17 protein-coding genes are annotated in these 20267 nt (G+C 62.9%); 8 read left to right on the top strand and 9 right to left on the bottom strand.

What is annotated here, in order from left to right; genetic code table 11:
- Positions 1-2: 2 nt before the first annotated feature.
- Both SA496_RS24360 and gpmI read right to left on the bottom strand, forming a co-directional pair.
- Positions 3-1268, bottom strand: coding sequence for a murein hydrolase activator EnvC family protein (locus SA496_RS24360; RefSeq protein ID WP_330114607.1), 1266 nt, complete (start codon positions 1266-1268; stop codon positions 3-5).
- 150 nt (positions 1269-1418) lie between these two features.
- Positions 1419-2954 (bottom strand): 2,3-bisphosphoglycerate-independent phosphoglycerate mutase, encoded by a 1536-nt coding sequence (gene gpmI, locus SA496_RS24355; protein WP_330114606.1) that lies wholly within the window; start codon positions 2952-2954, stop codon positions 1419-1421.
- 167 nt (positions 2955-3121) lie between these two features.
- On the opposite strand from gpmI, the gene SA496_RS24350 reads away from it, so the two are divergent.
- From SA496_RS24350 to secB, 3 genes are read left to right on the top strand one after another with little or no spacing between them, the layout of a single operon-like run.
- The gene (locus SA496_RS24350) at positions 3122-3535 is read left to right on the top strand and encodes a rhodanese-like domain-containing protein (RefSeq protein WP_120654098.1); all 414 of its coding nucleotides are present in this window, start codon (positions 3122-3124) and stop codon (positions 3533-3535) included.
- 1 nt (position 3536) lies between these two features.
- Positions 3537-3812 carry a glutaredoxin 3 gene (gene grxC, locus SA496_RS24345; protein ID WP_120654099.1) on the top strand — a complete coding sequence of 92 codons (276 nt, stop codon included), beginning with the start codon at positions 3537-3539 and terminating at the stop codon, positions 3810-3812.
- A gap of 14 nt (positions 3813-3826) precedes the next feature.
- Positions 3827-4297 carry a protein-export chaperone SecB gene (gene secB, locus SA496_RS24340; RefSeq protein ID WP_120654100.1) on the top strand — a complete coding sequence of 157 codons (471 nt, stop codon included), beginning with the start codon at positions 3827-3829 and terminating at the stop codon, positions 4295-4297.
- A gap of 96 nt (positions 4298-4393) precedes the next feature.
- On the opposite strand, the gene trmL is transcribed toward secB, so the two are convergent.
- Positions 4394-4855 (bottom strand): tRNA (uridine(34)/cytosine(34)/5-carboxymethylaminomethyluridine(34)-2'-O)-methyltransferase TrmL, encoded by a 462-nt coding sequence (gene trmL / locus SA496_RS24335; RefSeq protein ID WP_120654101.1) that lies wholly within the window; start codon positions 4853-4855, stop codon positions 4394-4396.
- A gap of 76 nt (positions 4856-4931) precedes the next feature.
- Between trmL and SA496_RS24330 the strand changes: the two genes are divergently transcribed.
- Positions 4932-5294, top strand: a complete 363-nt coding sequence (locus SA496_RS24330; RefSeq protein ID WP_306109938.1) for a hypothetical protein — start codon at positions 4932-4934, stop codon at positions 5292-5294.
- A gap of 701 nt (positions 5295-5995) precedes the next feature.
- On the opposite strand, the gene SA496_RS24325 is transcribed toward SA496_RS24330, so the two are convergent.
- The 5 genes from SA496_RS24325 to SA496_RS24305 form a co-directional block, all read right to left on the bottom strand.
- Positions 5996-6247 carry a hypothetical protein gene (locus SA496_RS24325; protein ID WP_256660897.1) on the bottom strand — a complete coding sequence of 84 codons (252 nt, stop codon included), beginning with the start codon at positions 6245-6247 and terminating at the stop codon, positions 5996-5998.
- Between the two features lie 198 nt (positions 6248-6445).
- Complete coding sequence (gene ntrC, locus SA496_RS24320) at positions 6446-7882, bottom strand: nitrogen regulation protein NR(I) (RefSeq protein ID WP_153918931.1); 1437 nt, start codon at positions 7880-7882, stop codon at positions 6446-6448.
- Positions 7879-8964 carry a nitrogen regulation protein NR(II) gene (gene glnL / locus SA496_RS24315; protein ID WP_120654105.1) on the bottom strand — a complete coding sequence of 362 codons (1086 nt, stop codon included), beginning with the start codon at positions 8962-8964 and terminating at the stop codon, positions 7879-7881. The genes ntrC and glnL overlap by 4 nt, the downstream gene beginning before the upstream one ends.
- A gap of 234 nt (positions 8965-9198) precedes the next feature.
- Positions 9199-9825 carry a DUF4124 domain-containing protein gene (locus tag SA496_RS24310; protein ID WP_120654106.1) on the bottom strand — a complete coding sequence of 209 codons (627 nt, stop codon included), beginning with the start codon at positions 9823-9825 and terminating at the stop codon, positions 9199-9201.
- A 3-nt stretch (positions 9826-9828) separates the two neighbouring features.
- Complete coding sequence (locus tag SA496_RS24305) at positions 9829-10380, bottom strand: DUF4124 domain-containing protein (RefSeq protein ID WP_120654107.1); 552 nt, start codon at positions 10378-10380, stop codon at positions 9829-9831.
- A gap of 278 nt (positions 10381-10658) precedes the next feature.
- On the opposite strand from SA496_RS24305, the gene SA496_RS24300 reads away from it, so the two are divergent.
- Positions 10659-12860, top strand: a complete 2202-nt coding sequence (locus tag SA496_RS24300; protein WP_442965067.1) for a mechanosensitive ion channel family protein — start codon at positions 10659-10661, stop codon at positions 12858-12860.
- A gap of 251 nt (positions 12861-13111) precedes the next feature.
- Here the strand turns inward: SA496_RS24300 and glnA are convergent, their stop codons facing one another.
- Positions 13112-14515, bottom strand: a complete 1404-nt coding sequence (glnA, locus tag SA496_RS24295; protein WP_120654108.1) for a glutamate--ammonia ligase — start codon at positions 14513-14515, stop codon at positions 13112-13114.
- 331 nt (positions 14516-14846) lie between these two features.
- On the opposite strand from glnA, the gene thiI reads away from it, so the two are divergent.
- The 3 genes from thiI (at position 14847) to SA496_RS24280 (ending at position 20246) form a co-directional block, all read left to right on the top strand.
- Positions 14847-16301 carry a tRNA uracil 4-sulfurtransferase ThiI gene (thiI, locus tag SA496_RS24290; protein ID WP_120654109.1) on the top strand — a complete coding sequence of 485 codons (1455 nt, stop codon included), beginning with the start codon at positions 14847-14849 and terminating at the stop codon, positions 16299-16301.
- A 126-nt stretch (positions 16302-16427) separates the two neighbouring features.
- Positions 16428-18245 (top strand): translational GTPase TypA, encoded by a 1818-nt coding sequence (gene typA, locus SA496_RS24285; RefSeq protein ID WP_120654110.1) that lies wholly within the window; start codon positions 16428-16430, stop codon positions 18243-18245.
- A gap of 345 nt (positions 18246-18590) precedes the next feature.
- Positions 18591-20246, top strand: coding sequence for a ShlB/FhaC/HecB family hemolysin secretion/activation protein (locus SA496_RS24280; protein ID WP_330115664.1), 1656 nt, complete (start codon positions 18591-18593; stop codon positions 20244-20246).
- Positions 20247-20267 lie beyond the last annotated feature (21 nt).

Raw genomic sequence — 20267 nt, 5'->3', positions numbered from 1 at the left:
GCCTATCCTTGCGCGCGGCACCACTGTGCCGGGTCGGTGGGTCGGCCCTGCTGGCGAATGGCGAAGTACAGCGCGGGCGTGTCCTGCCCGCCGCTGTTGCCGACGGTGGCGATGGACTCGCCCGCCTTCACGATATCGCCGGCACTTTTCAATAGACGCTGATTGTGTCCGTAGAGACTCAGATAGCCATTGCCATGATCGAGAATGACCAGAAGCCCGGCGCCGCGCAACCAGTCAGCGAAAACCACGCGACCGCCGTGTACAGCGCGGACAGAACTGCCTTCGCTGGCGCCGATCAGCACGCCATCCCATTTTGCGCGGGAGTCGCCGCCACGGGCCGAGCCGAAACGCGCCACCAGTCGGCCATCCACCGGCCAGGGTAACTTGCCGCGCGCCTGGGCGAAGGGGCCACCGAAGTTGCCACCGGTGCTGGATACCATCGGTCCGCTAGTGGGCCTGGCTGGGCTGCCGGCTGGATGCTCGCGGAGCTGGCGCTGCTGTTCCGCGAGGGCACGCTTGCGGGCTTCCTCAGCCTCGCGGGCCTCACGCTCCTGGCGAGCCAGCGTCTCTTCGATGGTCTTGAGTACCTTGCCGAGCTGCTCCTGGTCCTGCTGGCGGGACTTGAGCTTCTTGTCGCGGTCGCTGACGTCCTGGTTGAGCTTGGCCAGGGCCTGCTGACGCTCCTTGCGCGCCGCCGCCAGTTGCTCGCGACGGCCATCGAGCGCTGCCTTCTGCTCGTTGAGCTGGTTCTGCTGGGCGGTAATTTCCTGCTCGACGTTGTTCAGCTGGCGAAGGGTTTCGTTGAATGCGGCCAACTGCTCCAGGCGCGCCTTGCTCAGGTAGTCGTAGTAAGTAAGGGTGCGGGCGAACTTCTCGGGGTGCTGCTGGTTGAGCAGCAGCTTGACATATTCCTGCTGGCCGCTCTGGTAGGCGGCGCGGGCCTGGATACCGATCAGGCGCTGTTGTTCAGCGCGCGCTTCCTGGAGTTTTTTTTTCTCCTCGCCCAGGCGCTGGACTTCGCCTTCGCTGTCCTTGAGCTCCTGCTGCAGGTCTTTGACCTGCTGCTCCAGGTTGCCCATTTCTGTTTCGGTCTTCTTCAGGTCGGCCTGGACGTCGGACTTTTCGTCCTGCAACTGCTTCAGCAGTTTCTTCAGTTCGGCGACATCCTTGCCGGCCTGGTCCAGCTGCTGCTGGGTTTCGGCGCGTTGGTCGGCCATGACCGGGGTGGTCAGGCTGGCGAAGATAACGAGGGCGAGGGCGCGAAGCATGGGGGGTGGGGTACCAGGGGGGAGGACCGGCCTAGTATGCCCGTGGCGCGGGGCAAAAAAAACGCCCGGAACCAGAGGTTCGGGGCGTTTCCTGACAAGGCGCGCAGATTTGCTGCGCCTGGGCCGCGCCGTGGCGTCGGCCCGGGTCGATCATTGCAGTTCGACGATGGTCTTGCCGGACATCTCGGCCGGTACCGGCAGGCCCATCAGGGTCAGCAGGGTCGGGGCCACGTCGGCCAGCACGCCGCCTTCGCGGATCTTCGCCGGGCGCTTGCCAACATAGATGAAGGGCACCGGCTCGCAGGTGTGCGCTGTATGGGCCTGACCGGTCATTTCGTCTTCCATCTGCTCGACGTTGCCGTGGTCGGCAGTGATCAGCGCTTCGCCGCCGACCTTGTCCAATGCTTCGACGATGCGGCCGACGCAGTTGTCCAGGCACTCCACGGCCTTGACCGCAGCTTCGAACACGCCGGTGTGGCCGACCATGTCGCCGTTGGCGTAGTTCACCACGATCACGTCGTAGCGCTGGTTCTCGATGGCATCGACGATCTTGTCGGTGACTTCGGGGGCGCTCATTTCCGGCTGCAGGTCATAGGTGGCGACCTTGGGCGACGGGATCAGAATGCGCTCTTCGCCTTCGAAAGGCTCTTCACGGCCACCGGAGAAGAAGAAGGTCACGTGAGCGTACTTCTCGGTCTCGGCGATGCGCAGCTGGGTCTTGCCGTTCTTCGCCAGGTATTCGCCCAGCACGTTTTCCAGGGATTCCGGCTTGAAGGCGCTGGGAGCGGGGATGCTCGCCGCGTACTGGGTCAGCATCACGTAGCCGGCCAGTTTTAGCTCGCGCTGGCGGGCGAACTCCTTGAAACCGGGCTCGACGAAGGCGCGGGACAGCTCACGGGCGCGATCGGCGCGGAAGTTCATGAAGATCACCGCGTCGCCATCTTCCACTTTCACCTGATCGCCAATGCGGGTGGCTTTCACGAACTCATCGCTCTCGCCGCGCTCATAGGCCGCGGCGAGGCCTTCAACCGCGCTGGCAGCGGTGAATTCGGCCTGGCCTTCGGTAATCAGGTTGTAGGCGGCTTCCACGCGGTCCCAGCGATTGTCGCGGTCCATGGCGAAGTAGCGGCCGATGAGGCTGGCGACGCGACCCTTGCCGAGGCGGGCGAAGGTTTCGTCCATCAGCTTGATGGAGGGCTCGGCGCTCTTGGGCGGCGTATCACGGCCGTCGAGGAAGGCGTGCAGGTAGATCTTCTCGGCGCCGCGTTGGGCAGCCAGTTCGGCCATGGCAACCAGGTGGTCCTGATGGCTGTGCACGCCGCCATCGGAAAGCAGGCCCATGAAATGCACGGCCCTGCCGGCAGTCACGGCCTTGTCCACTGCGGTGGTGATTTCCGCGTTGGTGAAGAAGTCACCGTCGCGGATCGACTTGGTCACGCGGGTGAAGTCCTGGTAAACCACGCGGCCTGCACCCAGGTTCATGTGGCCGACTTCGGAGTTGCCCATCTGTCCGTCAGGCAGGCCGACGTCCATGCCGCTACCTGAAATCAGGCCATGGGGCTGGGTGGCGCGCAGGCGATCGTAGACTGGGGTGCTGGCGGCGTAGATGGCGTTGTATTCGGGGCTGTCACTGTGACCGAAACCGTCCAGGATGATCAGGACCAGGGGTTTGGGCGTGGCTGTCATAGTGTCCGACTCGTCTGCGGCATTAGAAGGAAAGTTGCGGGCAAGGCCCCGGAAAAAGGACGCGGCATTCTACGTTCTGGTTCCATCGGCGTCACCGCCGGACGGGGTTTGGCCGACCTGTGGGGCTGTGTATACTGGCCGGCATTTTACCGTCCCGGAAGCCGACGATGCTCGCTAAGCTGATTGAATTTGCCACTAACCACTATGTACTGAGTGGATCGTTCGTGCTGCTGCTGGCCCTGCTGCTGGCCCACGAACTGCGCCGCAGTGGCCGCGCCATCTCCACCCGCGAGCTGACCTCGCTGGTCAACGGCGGTCAGGCCGTAGTGCTGGACGTGCGCGGCACCAAGGATTTCTCCGGCGGCCATATCGTCGACGCCCTGAACATCCCCTACGAAAAGCTCGCCAGCCGCCTCGCCGAACTGGAGAAGCACAAGGACAAGGCCATCATCGTGGTCGACTCCATGGGTCAGCACGCCGGCACTGTCTGCCGCGACCTGAAAAAGGCCGGCTTCAATGCCATCAAGCTGTCCGGCGGTATCGGCACCTGGCGTGGCGACAACCTGCCGCTGGTGAAGTGAGATGGCCGGGACAGTCATCTATTCGAGCGCCTGGTGCCCTTTCTGCATCCGTGCCAAGCAGCTGCTGGACAGCAAGGGCGTGCGCTATGAAGAGATCAGCGTCGACGGCAACCCCGCAATTCGTGCCGAGATGACCCGCAAGGCCGGGCGCACCTCGGTGCCGCAGATCTGGATCGGCCAGACCCACGTGGGCGGCTGTGACGATCTGTACGCCCTGGAACGTGCCGGCAAGCTCGACGCGTTGCTCCAGGCCAGCCCGCAAACGGAAACGCACTAGAACAAGGCAGAACCATGACCGAACAAGCAAGCAACGGCGCCAACCAGAACCCTCAGTTCTCCCTGCAGCGCATCTACGTGCGCGACCTGTCCTTCGAAGCGCCGAAGAGCCCGGAAATCTTCCGCCAGGAGTGGGCGCCGAACGTTGCCCTGGACCTGAACACCCGTCAGAAGCAACTGGACGGCGACTTCCACGAAGTCGTGCTGACCCTGTCCGTGACCGTGAAGAACGGCGAAGAAACCGCCTTTATCGCTGAAGTGCAGCAGGCCGGCATCTTCCTGATCAAGGGCCTGGATGCGGCTTCCATGAGCCACACCCTGGGTGCCTTCTGCCCGAACATCCTGTTCCCCTACGCCCGTGAAACCCTGGATAGCCTGGTTATCCGTGGCTCCTTCCCGGCGCTGATGCTCTCCCCGGTGAACTTCGACGCCCTGTACGCCCAGGAACTGGCGCGTCTGCAGGCTGCTGGCGAAGCCCAGGCCTGATTATCAGGCTCCATGAAAAAGCGCCCTTCGGGGCGCTTTTTCATTGGGGTGAGGAAACCTTGTAGAGAAAGTGCGTCCGGAAACGCTCTGCGCCATTCAATCCAGGCTGAAATCATGCTGCCGCCACGCCTCGTAAACCGCCACGGCAACGGTATTGGACAGGTTCAGGCTGCGGCAGTTGGGGCGCATCGGCAGGCGCAGGCGTTGTTCCGGGGGCAGGCTTTCACGGACTTCCTGGGGCAGGCCACGGCTTTCCGGACCGAAGAGGAAGGCGTCGCCCTTCTCGAAGGCCACTTCATGGAACAGTTTGGTGCCCTTGGTGGTGAAGGCGAATACCCGAGGTTGGCCCAGGGCCGCCAGGCAGCTTTCCAGGTCGCTGTAGCGCTTGAGCGTGGCGTACTCGTGGTAGTCCAGCCCGGCACGGCGCAGACGCTTGTCGTCCAACTCGAAACCGAGGGGTTCGATCAGGTGAAGGTGGCAGCCAGAATTGGCGCACAGCCTGATAATGTTGCCGGTGTTCGGCGGAATTTCCGGTTGAAACAGGATGACGTGAAACATGGGTAGCCCCGGGCCCGAAGACGGGCGGCATTCTACTCCCGATGATGATCCGCGACCGAGCCTATGGCCGCGCTTTTTGTTCTCCCTTGCCCTGCTGGGGCTGCTGGTTGGAATGATGCTCGGCCGCCTGACAGCGCCGGAGCCCGTGCACCTGGAGCGGATCGAAGTGCGCCAGGGTGGCCTGGCTCTCTGGTTCGACCACGAACCCGAAGTGCGCGTGGAAGCGTTGGAAGGCGCCTACGCACTGGTGCTGGGTGCGGATGGGCAGTCTGCCAAGGGCCAATTGACCCTGGGCGATGCGCCGGTGAGCTGGAAAGTGTTGCGCTCGACCCACGGGGTGATGGTGCGCTTCGTTGCGGCGCGGCCACTGCACGGTGAGTGGCGCGGTGCCGCGGAGAATGGACGCTGGCGGCTGGAGGTCAGCCTGCGCGCCGAATAAGAAAGGGGATTCCCCGGCCTGCCTGTACCAAGGCCCCCTGAAGGGTGGTCACCCGCCGTGACGAATGACGCGGTCCTGCATCGGGCCTTGGCGTGGCCCGAGGCGACTGGATTCCAGTGCGCCTGTGGATAAAAGAGGGGATTCCCCGGCCTGCCTGTACCAAGGCCCCCTGAAGGGTGGTCGCCCGCCATGGCGAGTGACGCGGTCCTGCATCGGGCCTTGGCGTGGCCCGAGGCGACTGGATTCCAGTGCGCCTGTGGATAAAAGAGGGGATCCCCGGCCTGCCTGTACCAAGGCCCCCTGAAACCTGGTCGCCCCAGGGCGACGCTGTCTTGCTTAGCCCCTTCTGGGGTCGTGGCGGCTAGAGGTCAGCCTGCCTGTCATAAGAGTGGGGATTCCCTGGCCTGCCTGAACCAGGGGCCCCAAAACCGCTGTTGCCTGGACTATTGCAGGGGGCGTGCCAGTTTTCCGGAGAGTCGTCCGATGAGCCTTATGATCCAGCGGTAAGCCGCGCCATTGCTGACGTTGACGGTGGTGTGCGGGCTTTTGGATAGGTGCTTTGGGGTGGGTTTCATACCAGCCGTGAAGCACTTTTTTGAGGCGGGAAGGTGAATCTGGCACCAGGGATGATCCTTTTTCCTGGTCCGAACCGGCTGGGAACGATTGAAAAGGACCCCGTCGAGGCGGGGCCCATTTCGGCATCAGTGCTTGGGGGAGGCGAGGTAGTCTTCGGTGGATTGGCACTTGCGCAGCCGCTCCACCTTCAACGAGAAACCCTTCGGCGCGCGAATGCCGATACGTGAACGGCCGCCTTCCATTGGGCCTACCACGATCTCGATGCCTGTCGTTCGAAGCATCTGCGCCAGTTCGGCGTCGCTACAGCCGTCCAGCGCCTTGAGTCTCAGAACGTCTCCTTCCTTTCGAATACCCATATGTAACTGCATGGTTTTCATCCTGTCTCTGGTTCAGGTCCGGGCAGCATCACGCCCTGATTCGCCGGGGTCCACGACCTCAGGGAAAACCAGATTTTTCATACGGGGGAGTTGGAGAAGGAGCGCAGCTGTGATGGCGCAGGTGGCCGGTGTGATAGGCGGAAAGTGCAGCGGATGTCGGAAGGGGAGTGACGGGGCGCATGGCCCCGCCAGGGCGGATCAGGCGTCGTCGCCGTCGTCGTCGTCGCCGCCGTCCACCTTCATGCCCAGTTCCTTGATCTTCCGCGTCAGGGTGTTGCGGCCCCAGCCCAGTAGTACGGCAGCGTCTCGGCGACGTCCTGCGGTGTGCTTGAGGGCGGTCTCGATCATGATTCGCTCGAAGGCCGGCACGGCGGAGTCGAGCAGGCTGGACTGGCCACGGGCCAGGGACTGATCGGCCCATTGGCGCAAGGCCTGCTCCCAGTTGGTCACCGGGGCGGCGTCCTGGGGCTGGGTGAGCAGTTCCGGAGGCAGGTCGTCGACGTGCACCTCTCGACCCGAAGCCATCACGGTGATCCAGCGGCAGGTGTTCTCCAACTGACGCACGTTACCCGGCCAGGGCAGGTGCTTGAGGTAGTCCTCGGTCTCGGCCTTCAGCAGCTTGGGCTCCACCGCCAGTTCCTGGGCGGCGCGGGCGAGGAAGTGCCGCGCCAGTGCCGGGATATCTTCGCGGCGGTCGGACAGGCGCGGAATATGAATGCGGATGACGTTGAGGCGATGGAACAGGTCTTCGCGGAACTTGCCGGCCTGCACCAGGTTTTCCAGGTTCTGGTGAGTGGCGGCGATGATACGCACATCCACTTTCACCGGGGTGTGGCCGCCGACCCGATAGAACTCGCCATCGGCCAGCACTCGCAGCAGGCGGGTCTGGGTATCCGCCGGCATGTCGCCTATCTCGTCGAGGAACAGCGTGCCGCCGTCGGCCTGCTCGAAGCGGCCGCGCCGCTGGTTGGCCGCGCCGGTGAAGGCGCCCTTTTCATGACCGAACAACTCGGACTCCATCAGATCCTTCGGGATTGCCGCCATGTTCAGGGCGATGAAGGGTGATGCGGCGCGCGGGCTATGGCGGTGCAGGGCGTGGGCCACCAATTCCTTGCCGGTACCGGATTCGCCGTTGATCAGTACGGTGATGTTGGAGTGGCTGAGACGGCCAATGGCGCGGAAGACCTCCTGCATGGCCGGGGCTTCGCCGATGATTTCCGGAGTGCGCGCCTGGCTTGCCGGTGCCTCCAGGCCTTGCTGCTCCTGGGCGTGCTGGAAGGCGCGCTTGACCAGGGACACCGCTTCGTCCACGTCGAATGGCTTGGGCAGGTACTCGAAGGCACCGCCCTGATAGGAGGCGACCGCGCTGTCCAGGTCGGAATGAGCGGTCATGATGATCACCGGCAGACGCGGATGCGCCTCGCGGATCTGGGCCAGCAGATCGAGGCCGCTGGCGCCGGGCATGCGGATGTCCGAGATGATCACGTCCGGCTGTTGCCTGGAGAGGCGTCCGAGCAGGCTGTCGGCACTCTCGAAACTCTGGGTGGTCATGCCTTCCTGCTGCAGGGCCTTCTCCAGGACCCAGCGGATGGAACGGTCGTCGTCGACGATCCAGACGGTTTCACTACGGCTCATGACGAGGAAGCTCCTTGTTCCAGCGGCAGGAAGATCGAGAAGACGGTATGGCCGGGATGGCTTTCACACTCGATCAGGCCCTGGTGCTGACTGATGATGTTCTGGGCGATGGCCAGGCCCAGCCCGGTACCGTCCGGACGACCGCTGACCATGGGATAGAAGATGGTTTCCTGGAGCTCGGCCGGGATGCCCGGGCCGTTGTCGATGATTTCCACCTTGGTTACCAGCCGATGGCGCGTATGGCCGATGGTGAACTGGCGCAGGGTGCGGGTGCGCAGGGTAATGCGGCCGAGGCGCAGATCGCTCTGGGCGGAGAGGGCCTGCATGGCGTTGCGCACGATATTGAGCACGGCCTGGATCATCTGCTCCTTGTCGATGAACACGTCAGGAATGCTCGGGTCGTAGTCGCGCACCAGATTGATGCCGCCCTGGCTTTCCGCTTCCACCAGGCTGAAGACCCGCTCCAGCACTTCGTGGACGTTGGTCATGGCCAGCGACGGCAGCTTGTTCGAACCGAGCATGCGGTCCACAAGGTTCCGCAGGCGATCGGCCTCTTCGATGATGACGTTGGTGTAGTCCTTCAAGTGCTCTTCCGGCAGTTCGCGGGAGAGCAGCTGCGCGGCACCACGGATACCGCCGAGGGGGTTCTTGATTTCGTGGGCGAGCCCGCGTACCAGCAGCTTGGTGGTTTCCTGTTTGGACAGCTGCGCCTCTTCCTTGGTTATCCGCAATAGGCGGTCACGCGGATGGACTTCCAACAGCAACAGGGTTTCGCCGCGATTGAGGATAGGCGTCACCGCATAGTCCACGGTCAGGGTCTGGCCCGAAAGCGAAGTCAGCATCGCCTCGCGCTTGGTGAAGGGGTGCGCCTGTTCAACCGCCTGGCGTAGCGAGGTGAGGGCTTCGGGAGATTCGGTGAAGAGTTCGCTGATGAACTGGCCATGGCTGCGCTGGCCGCTGACGGCCAGGAGCATTTCCGCCGCCGGGTTCATGTACTCAAGGCGCAGGTCGGCGTTGAGCAGGATCACCGCGGTGGTCAGGTTGTCGAGCAACAGTCGGTGCAGGGCGTCGTTGATGGTCATGGCTTCGGCGCTCGTGGCGATGACAGGAAAATGCAAGAAGCAAACCAAAGCCCTGAAAAGTCGCGTTGATACAGGATTTATGCCGGTGGCGGCCGCTTTTCAGAGCAGATCGTCCGGTTCGAGGTGAACCAAAATGGGGAGAGTATAGAAAGCGGTGCAGTGCGTTGCACCGCAATGGTGCGCATTGGTCGGGTGGGCCAGGGCGAACCTCAGCCCACCGCTGGGAGGGTGGGATCAGATGAACGGCAGGATGGCGATGTCGTCATCCTCTTCCTCGGGCTTGTCCTTGAGTGGGCATTCGGGGCGTACGCCGTAGTCGTCTTTCTCGCAGGGGCGGGCCAGACGCTTCTGCGATAGCGATATACGCACGATATGCACTGGCTGACCGGGGGTGCGCTCAACCATTCGGCCCTGAGCGTCGATGATCTCAACTGCCAGTTGATGGGTGCCGCGGTCCAGGTTCTTCAGCGGGAACACCGGGCTGCGGCCCGGTTCGCCCACAGGTTTGCCGTCCAGCAGCAGGCGATAGCTGTGATTGGCGCGCAGGCCGGGTTCGCTCACCGCACTGACGATCAGGTTGCCTTCGCCATCGCGAATAGTGGCGTCGGGCTCGGGTACCAGGATACGCAGGACCTGATAGCCCTGCTCGCGGGGAATGGGCTTGGGGTAGAGAGGCGGCGGCTGGATATCCCTGGGTGCGTTCATTTCGTTGGGAGCGGGGGCGATTTCCAGGCGCTTGGCGTTGCCCGGCTTGGGCTGGTCGGTGAAGACGCGGTTACCTTCATCGTCGATGTAGGTGTAGACCTCGGCCAGCGCGGGCTGGCCGAGGAGCAGCAGGGCGAGGAGCAGGAATCGGGTCATCAGTCAGTTACTGGGCCGTGGAGTGGGAGCTGGCGGCGGGCGCAGCGCTGGGCTGCTGGTGTTGACCCGCTGGACGGTGAAGGAGACGGGGGCGCTGCTCTGCACCACAGTGGTGCCGGAGAGAACATCCACCGCCACGCTGTGTTCGCCGCGGTCGACGTTCGTCAGTTGCAGGCGCGGCACGTTGGTTGGCGGCCCATAGGGCTCGCCGTCCAGGCGCAGGCGCAGGCTGTGGCCGGGTTGCAGGCGCGGTTCCAGGCGCACGCCGACGCTGAAGGTGCCGTTGTTGGCGCGTAGGGCCTCTTCATCCGGAATGTCGGTCAGTTCTAATACGCGGTAGGCCGCCTGCTGCTCCGCACTGGCGTCGTTGATCGGTTGGCTCGGCGGCTGGATCTGGACGGCGTTGGTTGGTGGCAGCTCTACCTTCTCGGTGGCGGTGCCATCCGGAGGCTGGTTGGTGAATACCGTGTTGCCGTTGGCGTCCGTGTACTTGTAGATCTGTGCGGCGGCTGGCAGCGCGACGGCAAGCAGCAGGCAACTGATGATGAGGCGCATGGTGGCGGTCTCCGGAAGGTCATGCCAAGCCTTGCACCCGGATGGCGGGCTGGCAAGTCGGGCATTGTGCGACAGCGTCGGGGCCGCCGGTGTGCGCTGTAACACGTTGGGACATTTCTGGAATTCCCGTGCTACTCCCGGCCCGAGCGAACTGTGGGCGACCGCCGCTGTCAGTCTTGCCTTCGTGGCCTGCTCCGCCGCCCGCTGCTTGCGGATGGTCCGGGAGCCGGCTTTTGTATGATGCGGATCGCTTTCATCGTTTGTTGGATGACTCTCTCGTGCCGATACCATCCTTTTTCGCCCCCCGTTTCCTGTATCCGTTGCTCCTCTGCCTGCTCGTCGGACTGCTCTGTCCGGCGCAGGGGCAGGCGGCGCTGCCCAATCCGCTGGCGGGGAGTACCTCGGGCGGCGAGCAGGTCAGCAATGCCCAGCTCGAACAGTCGCTCAACCAGGTGATCAAGACCCTGGAGAACGATCAGCAGCGCACCGACTTGCTGAAGAAACTGAAGCAATTGCGTGACGTTACCGGCAAGGAGAAGGAGAGCGAGAGCGGGGTGCTCGGCTTGATCGGCGATACTCTGGGCAGCCTGGAGAAGCAGTTCCAGGGCGACAACAGTCCGTTGGTGATCTGGAGTAACCAATTCCAACTGGCGCGCGCGGAGGTGGAGGAGCGCCTGCCCGGATGGCGCGACTGGCCGGGCATCGTGTTCAACTTCGCCGTGGTCATCCTGCTCTGGGCCTGCCTGGCCAGCGCCCTGCTCTGGCTGGGGCGGCGCATGCGCGAGCGTTTCGGACTGTCGGCTGAGCTGCCGCAGCATCCGAAGACTCGCGACCTCGTGCTGTTCGCACTGCGCAAGCTGGGCCCGTGGCTGATCGCCTTTTTCATAACCCTGTACCTGTCGTTCGTGTTGCCAAGTTCACTGAGCAAGATGCTGGCGATGCTGATGGCCTACGTGCTGGTTTGCGGCACCTTGTTCTCCGCGCTCTGCGTGATCTGCCTGTCACTGCTCAGCGGTCCGCACCGTATTCGGGCATTGGACATCCTGCGTCGCAAGGCTTTCCGACCGCTATGGTTGATTGGCAGCCTGGCCGCGCTCGGTGAGGCGGCCCATGACCCAAGGCTGATCGCCGGCCTTGGTGAGCACACGGCGATTTGTCTTAGCACCCTGGCCAACGCCACTGCCGCCGTGCTCACTGCGCTGTTCGTGCTGCGTTTCCGTCGTCCCATCGCCCACCTGATCCGCAATCAGCCGCTGGAGCGCCGCCTCAAGCGCCGGGGCCTGCACGAGCTGGTGGAACTGGTCGGTTCTCTGTGGTTCGTGCCGGTGCTGCTGCTGGTAGGGACCTCGCTGTTCGCCACTTTCGTGTCCGCGGCCGATAGCAGTGTCGCCTTGCGCCGCGCCCTGGTCTGCGCCGTGCTGGCAGTGGTGGCCATGACGGTGATCGGCTTGCTCAGTCGCCGCTCCGGTCGCAGTGGCGATGGGGGCCGGCGCAGTGCTCCTTACATCGAGCAATTGCAGAAGTTCGGTCTCACCCTGGTGCACCTATTCGTGGTGCTGGCCTTCATCGAGGTGGGGCTGAGGGTCTGGGGCATGTCGCTGATTCGCTACGCCGAAGGCGAGGGTTCGGAAATCAGCATGAAGATGGCCAGCTTCGGCACCACCTTGCTGGTGGCCTGGCTGATCTGGATCCTCACCGACACGGCCGTACAGCACAGCCTCGGCGTTGGTGGCCGGAGCCGGCCGAATACCCGCGCCCTGACCATGCTGCCGCTGATTCGCAATGTGCTGTTCGTTACTATCGCGATGATCGCCCTTATCGTTGCCCTGGCCAACATGGGCATGAATGTCACGCCGCTGCTGGCCGGCGCCGGCGTAATCGGCCTGGCGATCGGTTTTGGTGCGCAGTCTCTGGTGGCGGACCTGATCACCGGCCTGTTCATCATCATCGAGGACTCGTTGTCCATCGACGACTACGTCGACGTCGGCGGCCACCTTGGCACGGTGGAGGGGCTGACTATCCGCACCGTCCGTCTGCGCGACCTGGATGGTGTGGTGCACACCATCCCGTTCAGTGAGATCAAGAGCATCAAGAACTACTCTCGGCAGTTCGGCTACGCCATGTTCCGCTGGCCAGTGCCGTCGAGCATGCCGATCGACGATGCCGTTTCGCTGGTGCAGGAGGTGGCGAAAGAGCTACGCGGCGATCCGTCGGTCTACCGGAGCCTGTGGTCACCCCTGGAGTTGCAGGGCGTGGAAAGCTTCGACAATGGCCAGGCAATCCTGCGCTTCCGCTTCAAGACCGCTCCGATCAAGCAATGGGAAGTGCAGCGGGCGTTCAACCTGCGCCTGCGCAGGCGTCTCGACCAGAGTGGCCTGGAGTTGGCGATGCCGCGCCTGAACGTGCAGCTCAGCCGGATGCGCCAGCCAAGGGCTGAACCGTCGGAAGGGCAGGGCGTGCCGGCGGATGGCGGGATCTGAGGGGAGGGATCGGCTCCCACGGTACAGGGTGTCCGGGCAATAAAATGGCTTCCCGGACGTAGGTTGGGTAGAGGAGCGAAACCCAACAATAGGGGCATCCAGGCCCGGCGTATGTCGAACCGCACCGCTAATCGTTGGGTTTCGCTGGGCTCTACGCCAACCTACCTTGCGGTCACGCTCCGCGTTTCCTCAATAAAAAAGGCCTCCCGAGGGAGGCCTTAATGTTGACGCTATTTATAGGTATTCGTGGATCAGACGCTGTAGTACAGGTCGTATTCCAGCGGGTGCACGAAGGTGCGCACCTTGATTTCTTCTTCGCTCTTCAGCTCGATGTAGGCATCGATGAAGTCGTCGCTGAACACGCCGCCCTTGGTCAGGAACGCGCGGCCCTTGTCCAGCTCTTCCAGGGCTTCTTTCAGGCTGCCGCAAACCTGCGGGATTTCCTTGGCCTCTTCCGGCGGCAGGTCATACAGGTTCTTGTCAGCGGCATCGCCGGGGTGAATCTTGTTCTGGATACCGTCCAGACCGGCCATCAGCAGAGCTGCGAAGCACAGGTAGGGGTTGGCAGCCGGGTCCGGGAAGCGCGCTTCGATACGGCGGGCTTTCGGGCTGTTCACGTACGGGATACGGATCGAGGCGGAGCGGTTGCGGGCGGAGTAGGCCAGCATTACCGGGGCTTCGAAGCCCGGGACCAGACGCTTGTAGGAGTTGGTCGACGGGTTGGTGAAGCCGTTCAGGGCCTTGCCGTGCTTGATGATGCCGCCGATGAAGTACAGGGCGGTGTCGGACAGGCCGGCATAGCCTTCGCCAGCGAAGGTGTTCTTGCCATCTTTGGAGATGGACATGTGAACGTGCATGCCCGAACCGTTGTCGCCGTACAGCGGCTTCGGCATGAAGGTCACGGTCTTGCCGTAAGCGTCAGCCACGTTGTGCACGCAGTATTTCAGGGTCTGAACTTCGTCAGCCTTGGCAACCAGGGTGTTGAACTTCACGCCGATTTCGTTCTGGCCGGCAGTCGCCACTTCGTGGTGGTGAACTTCCACGACCAGGCCCATTTCTTCCAGTGCGTTGCACATGGCGGTGCGGATTTCGTGGTCGTGGTCGACCGGCGGTACCGGGAAGTAGCCGCCTTTGACGCCCGGACGGTGGCCTTTGTTGCCGCCTTCGATGTCAGCGTCGGTGTTCCAGGAAGCCTGCTCGGAGAAGATCTTGAACATGGAACCGGAAATGTCGGACTTGAACTTCACTTCGTCGAAGATGAAGAACTCCGGCTCCGGGCCTACGAATACGGTGTCACCGATGCCGGTGGTCTTGAGGAACTCCTCGGCGCGGCGGGCAATGGCGCGCGGGTCGCGATCGTAGCCTTGCATGGTGCTCGGCTCGATGATGTCGCAGACCAGGATCACGGTCGGCTCTTCGGTGAACGGGTCCAGAACGGCGGTGCTGTCGTCCGGGAGCAGGATCATGTCGGAGGCTTCGATGCCTTTCCAACCTTCGATGGAGGAGCCGTCGAACATCTTGCCGTGTTCGAAGAAATCGTCATCGGCGTCACGGGCCGGCATGGTCACGTGCTGCTGCTTGCCTTTGGTATCGGTGAAGCGCAGATCAATCCACTTCACGTCGTGTTCTTTAATCAGTTGAAGCGACTTCGACATGTTGTCCTCCAGGTGGTTGGGGGCAGGGACCTTGCCTCCCAAAAAATCGGGGTGAAGCCGGAGCGGGATAGTCCGCCAGGGCGACCTGCCTCACAAGGGAGCAAATTGCGTGCCAGTGCCCCGGAATGGGCAGATGGCCCTAAACTCGCGGCTGGCGGGGGCTTCGCTCCGTTTGTGCACAGTTTTGCGCACCGTTTTCGTGCCATGCGTGGTGCGCGTGATCCAATTTGGTGCAGAGAAAGCTTTGCTGAATGATTTTGGTCAAACCTTGAACAATTTCCGCTATAATCCGCGCCCCTCTTTTTCGGCCGCCGTCGCAAGCGCTGTTTTCATGAAACTCATCGTCAAAGTCTTCCCGGAAATCACCATCAAGAGCCGGCCGGTGCGCAAGCATTTCATCCGCCAGCTCTCGAAGAACATCCGCGCGGTCCTTAAAGACCTGGACCCGGAGCTTGAGGTGACCGGCGTTTGGGACAACCTTGAAGTGCAGACGCGGCAGACCGAGCCGAAGCTGCTGCGCGAGATGATCGAGCGGCTCACTTGCACCCCGGGCATCACGCACTTCCTGGAAGTGCACGAGTACCCGCTGGGCGACTTCGACGACGTACTGGAAAAGTGCAAGCTGCACTACGCCGACCAGATCCCCGGCAAGATTTTCGCCGTGCGCTGCAAGCGCGCCGGCAAGCACGAATTCACCTCCATGGAGCTGGAGCGCCATGTCGGCAGCCGCCTGCGCCAGGAGTGCAACGCAGCCGGCATCTCGCTGAAGAACCCGGAAGTGGAAGTGCGGATGGAAGTGCGCGACCAGCGCCTGTTCGTCATCCACCACCAGCACAACGGCATGGGCGGCTATCCGCTTGGTTCCCTGGAACAGACCCTCGTACTGATGTCCGGCGGCTTCGACTCCACCGTCGCCGCCTATCAGATGATGCGTCGCGGCCTGATGACCCACTTCTGCTTCTTCAATCTGGGCGGGCGTGCCCACGAACTGGGCGTGATGGAAGTGGCCCACTACCTGTGGGAGAAATTCGGCCGTTCCCAGCGCGTGCTATTCATCAGCGTGCCCTTCGAGGAAGTGGTCGGCGAAATCCTCAGCAAGGTCGACAACAGCCAGATGGGCGTGGTGCTCAAACGGATGATGCTGCGCGCCTCGACTCACATGGCGCGCAAGCTGACCCTGGATGCACTGGTGACCGGCGAAGCCATTTCCCAGGTATCCAGCCAGACCCTGCCCAACCTCTCGGTGATCGATTCGGCCACTGACATGCTGGTGCTGCGTCCGCTGATCGCCAGCCATAAGCAGGACATCATCGACACTGCCACTCGCATTGGCACTGCCGAGTTCGCCAAGCACATGCCCGAATACTGCGGCGTGATCTCGGTGAACCCGACCACCAAGGCCAAGCCCGGTCGCATCGAGCACGAGGAAGAACAGTTCGACATGGCCATCCTCGAGCGCGCCCTGGAGCGTGCTCGGCTGGTGCCCATCGATCGCGTGATCGATGAACTGGGCCAGGATGTAGCCGTGGAAGAAGTGTGCGAAGCCCTGCCGGGACAGATCGTCATCGACATCCGTCACCCCGATGCTCAGGAAGACGACCCTTTGGAGTTGCCTGGCATCGAAGTGCAGGCGCTGCCGTTCTATGCGGTCAACAACCGATTCAAGGAACTGGACGCCAATCGCCAGTACCTCCTGTATTGCGACAAGGGCGTAATGAGCCGCCTGCATGCTCACCACTTGCTCAGCGAGGGGCACGCCAATGTGCGCGTTTATCGCCCGGCCTAAGCAACCCGGGCTGTTCGGCGGCAGCATCCGCCACCGCCCTCCCGATTGCCGGCCCTGAGTCGCAGTTCATTCATCTGCGCCGCATAGACTTCGCGGCAAACCGAATCCTCTGATCGAGATACAAACGTGATCGAAAAACTCCGCAATATCGCCATCATCGCCCACGTCGACCATGGCAAGACCACCCTGGTGGACAAGCTCCTGAAGCTGTCCGGCACCCTCGACCGCAAAGAAGCGGAAAGCGAGCGCGTGATGGACTCCAACGACCAGGAAAAAGAGCGCGGCATCACCATCCTGGCGAAGAACACCGCCATCAAATGGAACGGCTACAACATCAACATCGTGGACACCCCCGGCCACGCCGACTTCGGCGGTGAGGTTGAGCGCGTGATGTCCATGGTGGACTCCGTACTGCTGGTGGTCGACGCCCAGGACGGCCCCATGCCGCAGACCCGCTTCGTGACCCAGAAGGCCTTCAAGGCCGGCCTGCGTCCGATCGTGGTGGTGAACAAGATCGACCGTCCGGGCGCGCGTCCTGACTGGGTCATCGACCAGATCTTCGACCTGTTCGACAACCTCGGCGCCACCGACGAGCAGCTGGACTTCCCGATCGTCTATGCCAGCGCCCTGAACGGCATCGCCGGTCTGGACCACGAGAAGATGGACGACAACATGGACGCCCTGTTCCAGGCCATCATCGACCACGTGCCGGTACCGGACGTAGACGTCGACGGTCCGTTCCAGATGCAGATTTCCCAGCTGGACTACAACAGCTTCCTCGGTGTGATCGGCATCGGCCGTATCGCCCGTGGCCGCGTCAAGGCCAACACCCAGGTCGTCGCCGTGAGCGACGACGGCACCAAGCGCAACGGCCGTATCCTGAAAATCATGGGCCACTCCGGCCTGCAGCGCGTGGAAGTGGCTGAAGCCGAAGCCGGCGACATCGTCTGCGTCAGCGGCATGGAAGAACTGTTCATCTCTGACACCCTGTGCGACCCGCAGAACGTCGAAGCGCGTCCGCCGCTGACCGTTGACCAGCCGACCGTGAGCATGACCTTCCAGGTCAACGACTCGCCGTTCGCCGGCAAGGAAGGCAAGTTCGTCACCAGCCGCAACATCAAGGACCGACTGGACAAGGAACTGCTGCACAACGTCGCCCTGCGCGTTGAAGCCGGCGAATCCGCCGAGAAGTTCAAAGTCTCCGGTCGTGGCGAGCTGCACCTCTCCGTACTGATCGAAACCATGCGCCGCGAAGGCTTCGAGATGGCCGTTGGCCGTCCGGAAGTGGTGATCATCGAGAAGGACGGCGAGAAGCAGGAGCCTTACGAGAACGTCACCATCGACATCGAAGAGCAGCACCAGGGCTCCGTGATGGAGCAGATGGGCCTGCGCAAGGGCGATCTCACCAACATGATCCCCGACGGCAAGGGCCGCGTTCGCCTGGAATACACCATCCCGGCGCGTGGCCTGATCGGCTTCCGTAACAACTTCCTGACCCTGACCTCGGGTACCGGCATCCTGACCTCGACCTTCAGCCACTACGGCCCGATCAAGGCTGGCGAAGTCAGCAACCGTCAGAACGGCGTACTGGTCTCCATGGCCACTGGCACCGCACTGACCTACTCGCTGGAAACCCTGCAGAGCCGCGGCAAGCTGTTCCTCGCCCCGGGCGACGAGATCTACGAAGGCCAGCTGTGCGGTATCAACAGCCGTGACAACGACCTGGTGATCAACCCCACCAAGGGCAAGAAGCTCGACAACATGCGCGCTTCCGGCAAGGACGAAGTCATCGCCCTGGTTCCGCCGATCAAGTTCACCCTGGAACAGGCGCTGGAATTCATCGCCGACGACGAGCTGGTGGAAGTGACTCCGAAGTCCATCCGCCTGCGCAAGAAAATGCTGAACGAGAACGACCGCAAGCGCTACGAGCGCACCAAGGTCTAACTCGACCCGCTGCTGAAATCGCCCCCGCCGGCCCTGCCTGCGGGGGCGTTTTCGTTTTGGGCAAGGTCGGCCCGGAAGGCTCAGCTTTCAGTCTTCGTGCGCTCGCTTCGTGCCGCAGCGCTCGTCGTGCGCACCTGTCAGGGGTGCTGGTGCGACATGCCGAGGCCCCGGGTCAGGGCTTCATACAATCAATCAGGAAATTTCCAGCCACCTAATCAGGGTTCGCCGGCATACCGCACCGGCTCAGTTGTTTTCAATGGCGCCCTTTTCCATTCCCGGTCCATTGCCAAGGAACTGCCCAGCGTGCGTCCCCTGAAATTGGGTGTCGTAGTACTCAACCTGTTCATGGTCGGCGCCCACGGTCTGGCCAGCGCCGATGTGTCACCCGGCGATCGCGACCTGATCCGCGACCGCCAGGAGCGCCTGCTGCAGGAGCAGCAGAAGCGGCTGGAAGAACTGCAACAGCTTCCAGGCAAAGGTGTGGAAGCCGCCGCGCCGGCTCCCGTCGAAGAGGGCCGCTGCTTCGAAATACGCCGCATCGACCTGAAAGGCGCTGAACGCCTCAACGCCGAGGATCGGCAGCAACTGCTGGAGCCCTACGCGGGCCGTTGCCTCGGCGCCGCGCAGCTCAATGAATTGCTGAAAGTCATCACTGACTACTACCTGGATCGCGGGTTCGTTACCTCCCGCGCCTACCTGCCGCAGCAGGATCTGTCCGATGGTCAGCTCGACGTCATCGTGGTGGAGGGCAAGCTGGAGGGACTTGATAGCTCCAGCATCGCCAGCGACCGCGAACTGGCCATGGCCTTCCCCGGCCAAAACGGCCAACTCCTCAACCTGCGCGAACTGGAGCAACTGGTGGATCAGTTGAACCGCCTGCCCTCACGTCCGGCGCAGCTGGAACTGCTGCCCGGCGAGCAGGTGGGCGGTAGCCGGGTAGCCCTCAAGGGTGAGCGCAGTAAGCCCTGGCGGGTCTCTGCCACTCGCAGTAATGACGGCGACCGCAGCACCGGCGAGCAACAGCTGGGTCTCGGTCTGGACTGGGATAGTCCGCTTGGCCTGGCTGACCAACTCAGCCTGCGTGCCAACAACGATGCCGTCACTGACCAATGGCGCCACTCTGATAACCAAAGCGTGTTCTACAGCCTGCCCTATGGTTGGTGGACCTTCAGTTACAGCTACAGCCAGAGGTACTACCGCACCCGTAGCGAAGGCACTGGCTTCGCCTTCACCCTGGACGGCGACAGCAAGACCTACCAATTGCGCGCCGAGCGCGTGCTGCACCGCGACGCGCAGAGCAAGACAGCTTTCAATTTCGGCCTCAGCCACGTGCGCACCCGCAACTACATCGACAACGCCCTGGTAGACGTGTCCAGCACCCGCCTCTCAGAGGGTCAGCTCGGCTTTAACCATGGCCGCCGCATCGGCAACGCCTTCGTCAACCTCGATGCGGGCTGGCAGCACGGCAACGGTAGCCTCGACGCCCAGGGCGATGGCAACCCGCATGGCAGCGAGCCAGTGGCCCGTTACAACAAGTACAGCCTCACCCTCAGCTACCTGCAGCCGTTCCAGCTGTGGGGCGAAAGCTTCAGCTTCGACAGCCTCGCCACCGGACAGCGGAGCGAGGACGTGCTGTTCAGTCCACAGCGCATCAGCTTGGGCGGCCTGAGCTCGGTGCGTGGCTTCAAGGACCAGACCTTGTCCGGCGACACCGGCGGCTACTGGCGTAACCAGCTGCGCTGGCGCCGGGCGATCACCTGGCCACCGCTGCAGCCCTTGTTTCAGGAATACGGTGCCGCACTGGCCTACGACCTCGGCGTGATCCATGGCGATTCGCACAACCCCAAGGCACGAGGTCGCATGAGCGGCAACGCCCTGGAGCTGAACCTGCGCGGGCAATACGTCGCCGCCTCCGTGACCTTGGCCCGCTCTCTGGAGCGGCCGGACACCACCGAGCGCCGCGAGCATCCGACGTACTTCCGGATCGATGCCTTCTTCTAGGGGCCTCGGCAACAGTCATCG

The sequence above is a fragment of the Pseudomonas sp. JS3066 genome, assembly GCF_036328175.1.
Taxonomy (GTDB): Bacteria; Pseudomonadota; Gammaproteobacteria; order Pseudomonadales; family Pseudomonadaceae; genus Metapseudomonas.
Note: the sequence above shows the minus strand (reverse complement) of the source record. Positions and strands in the feature narration are given on the sequence as shown.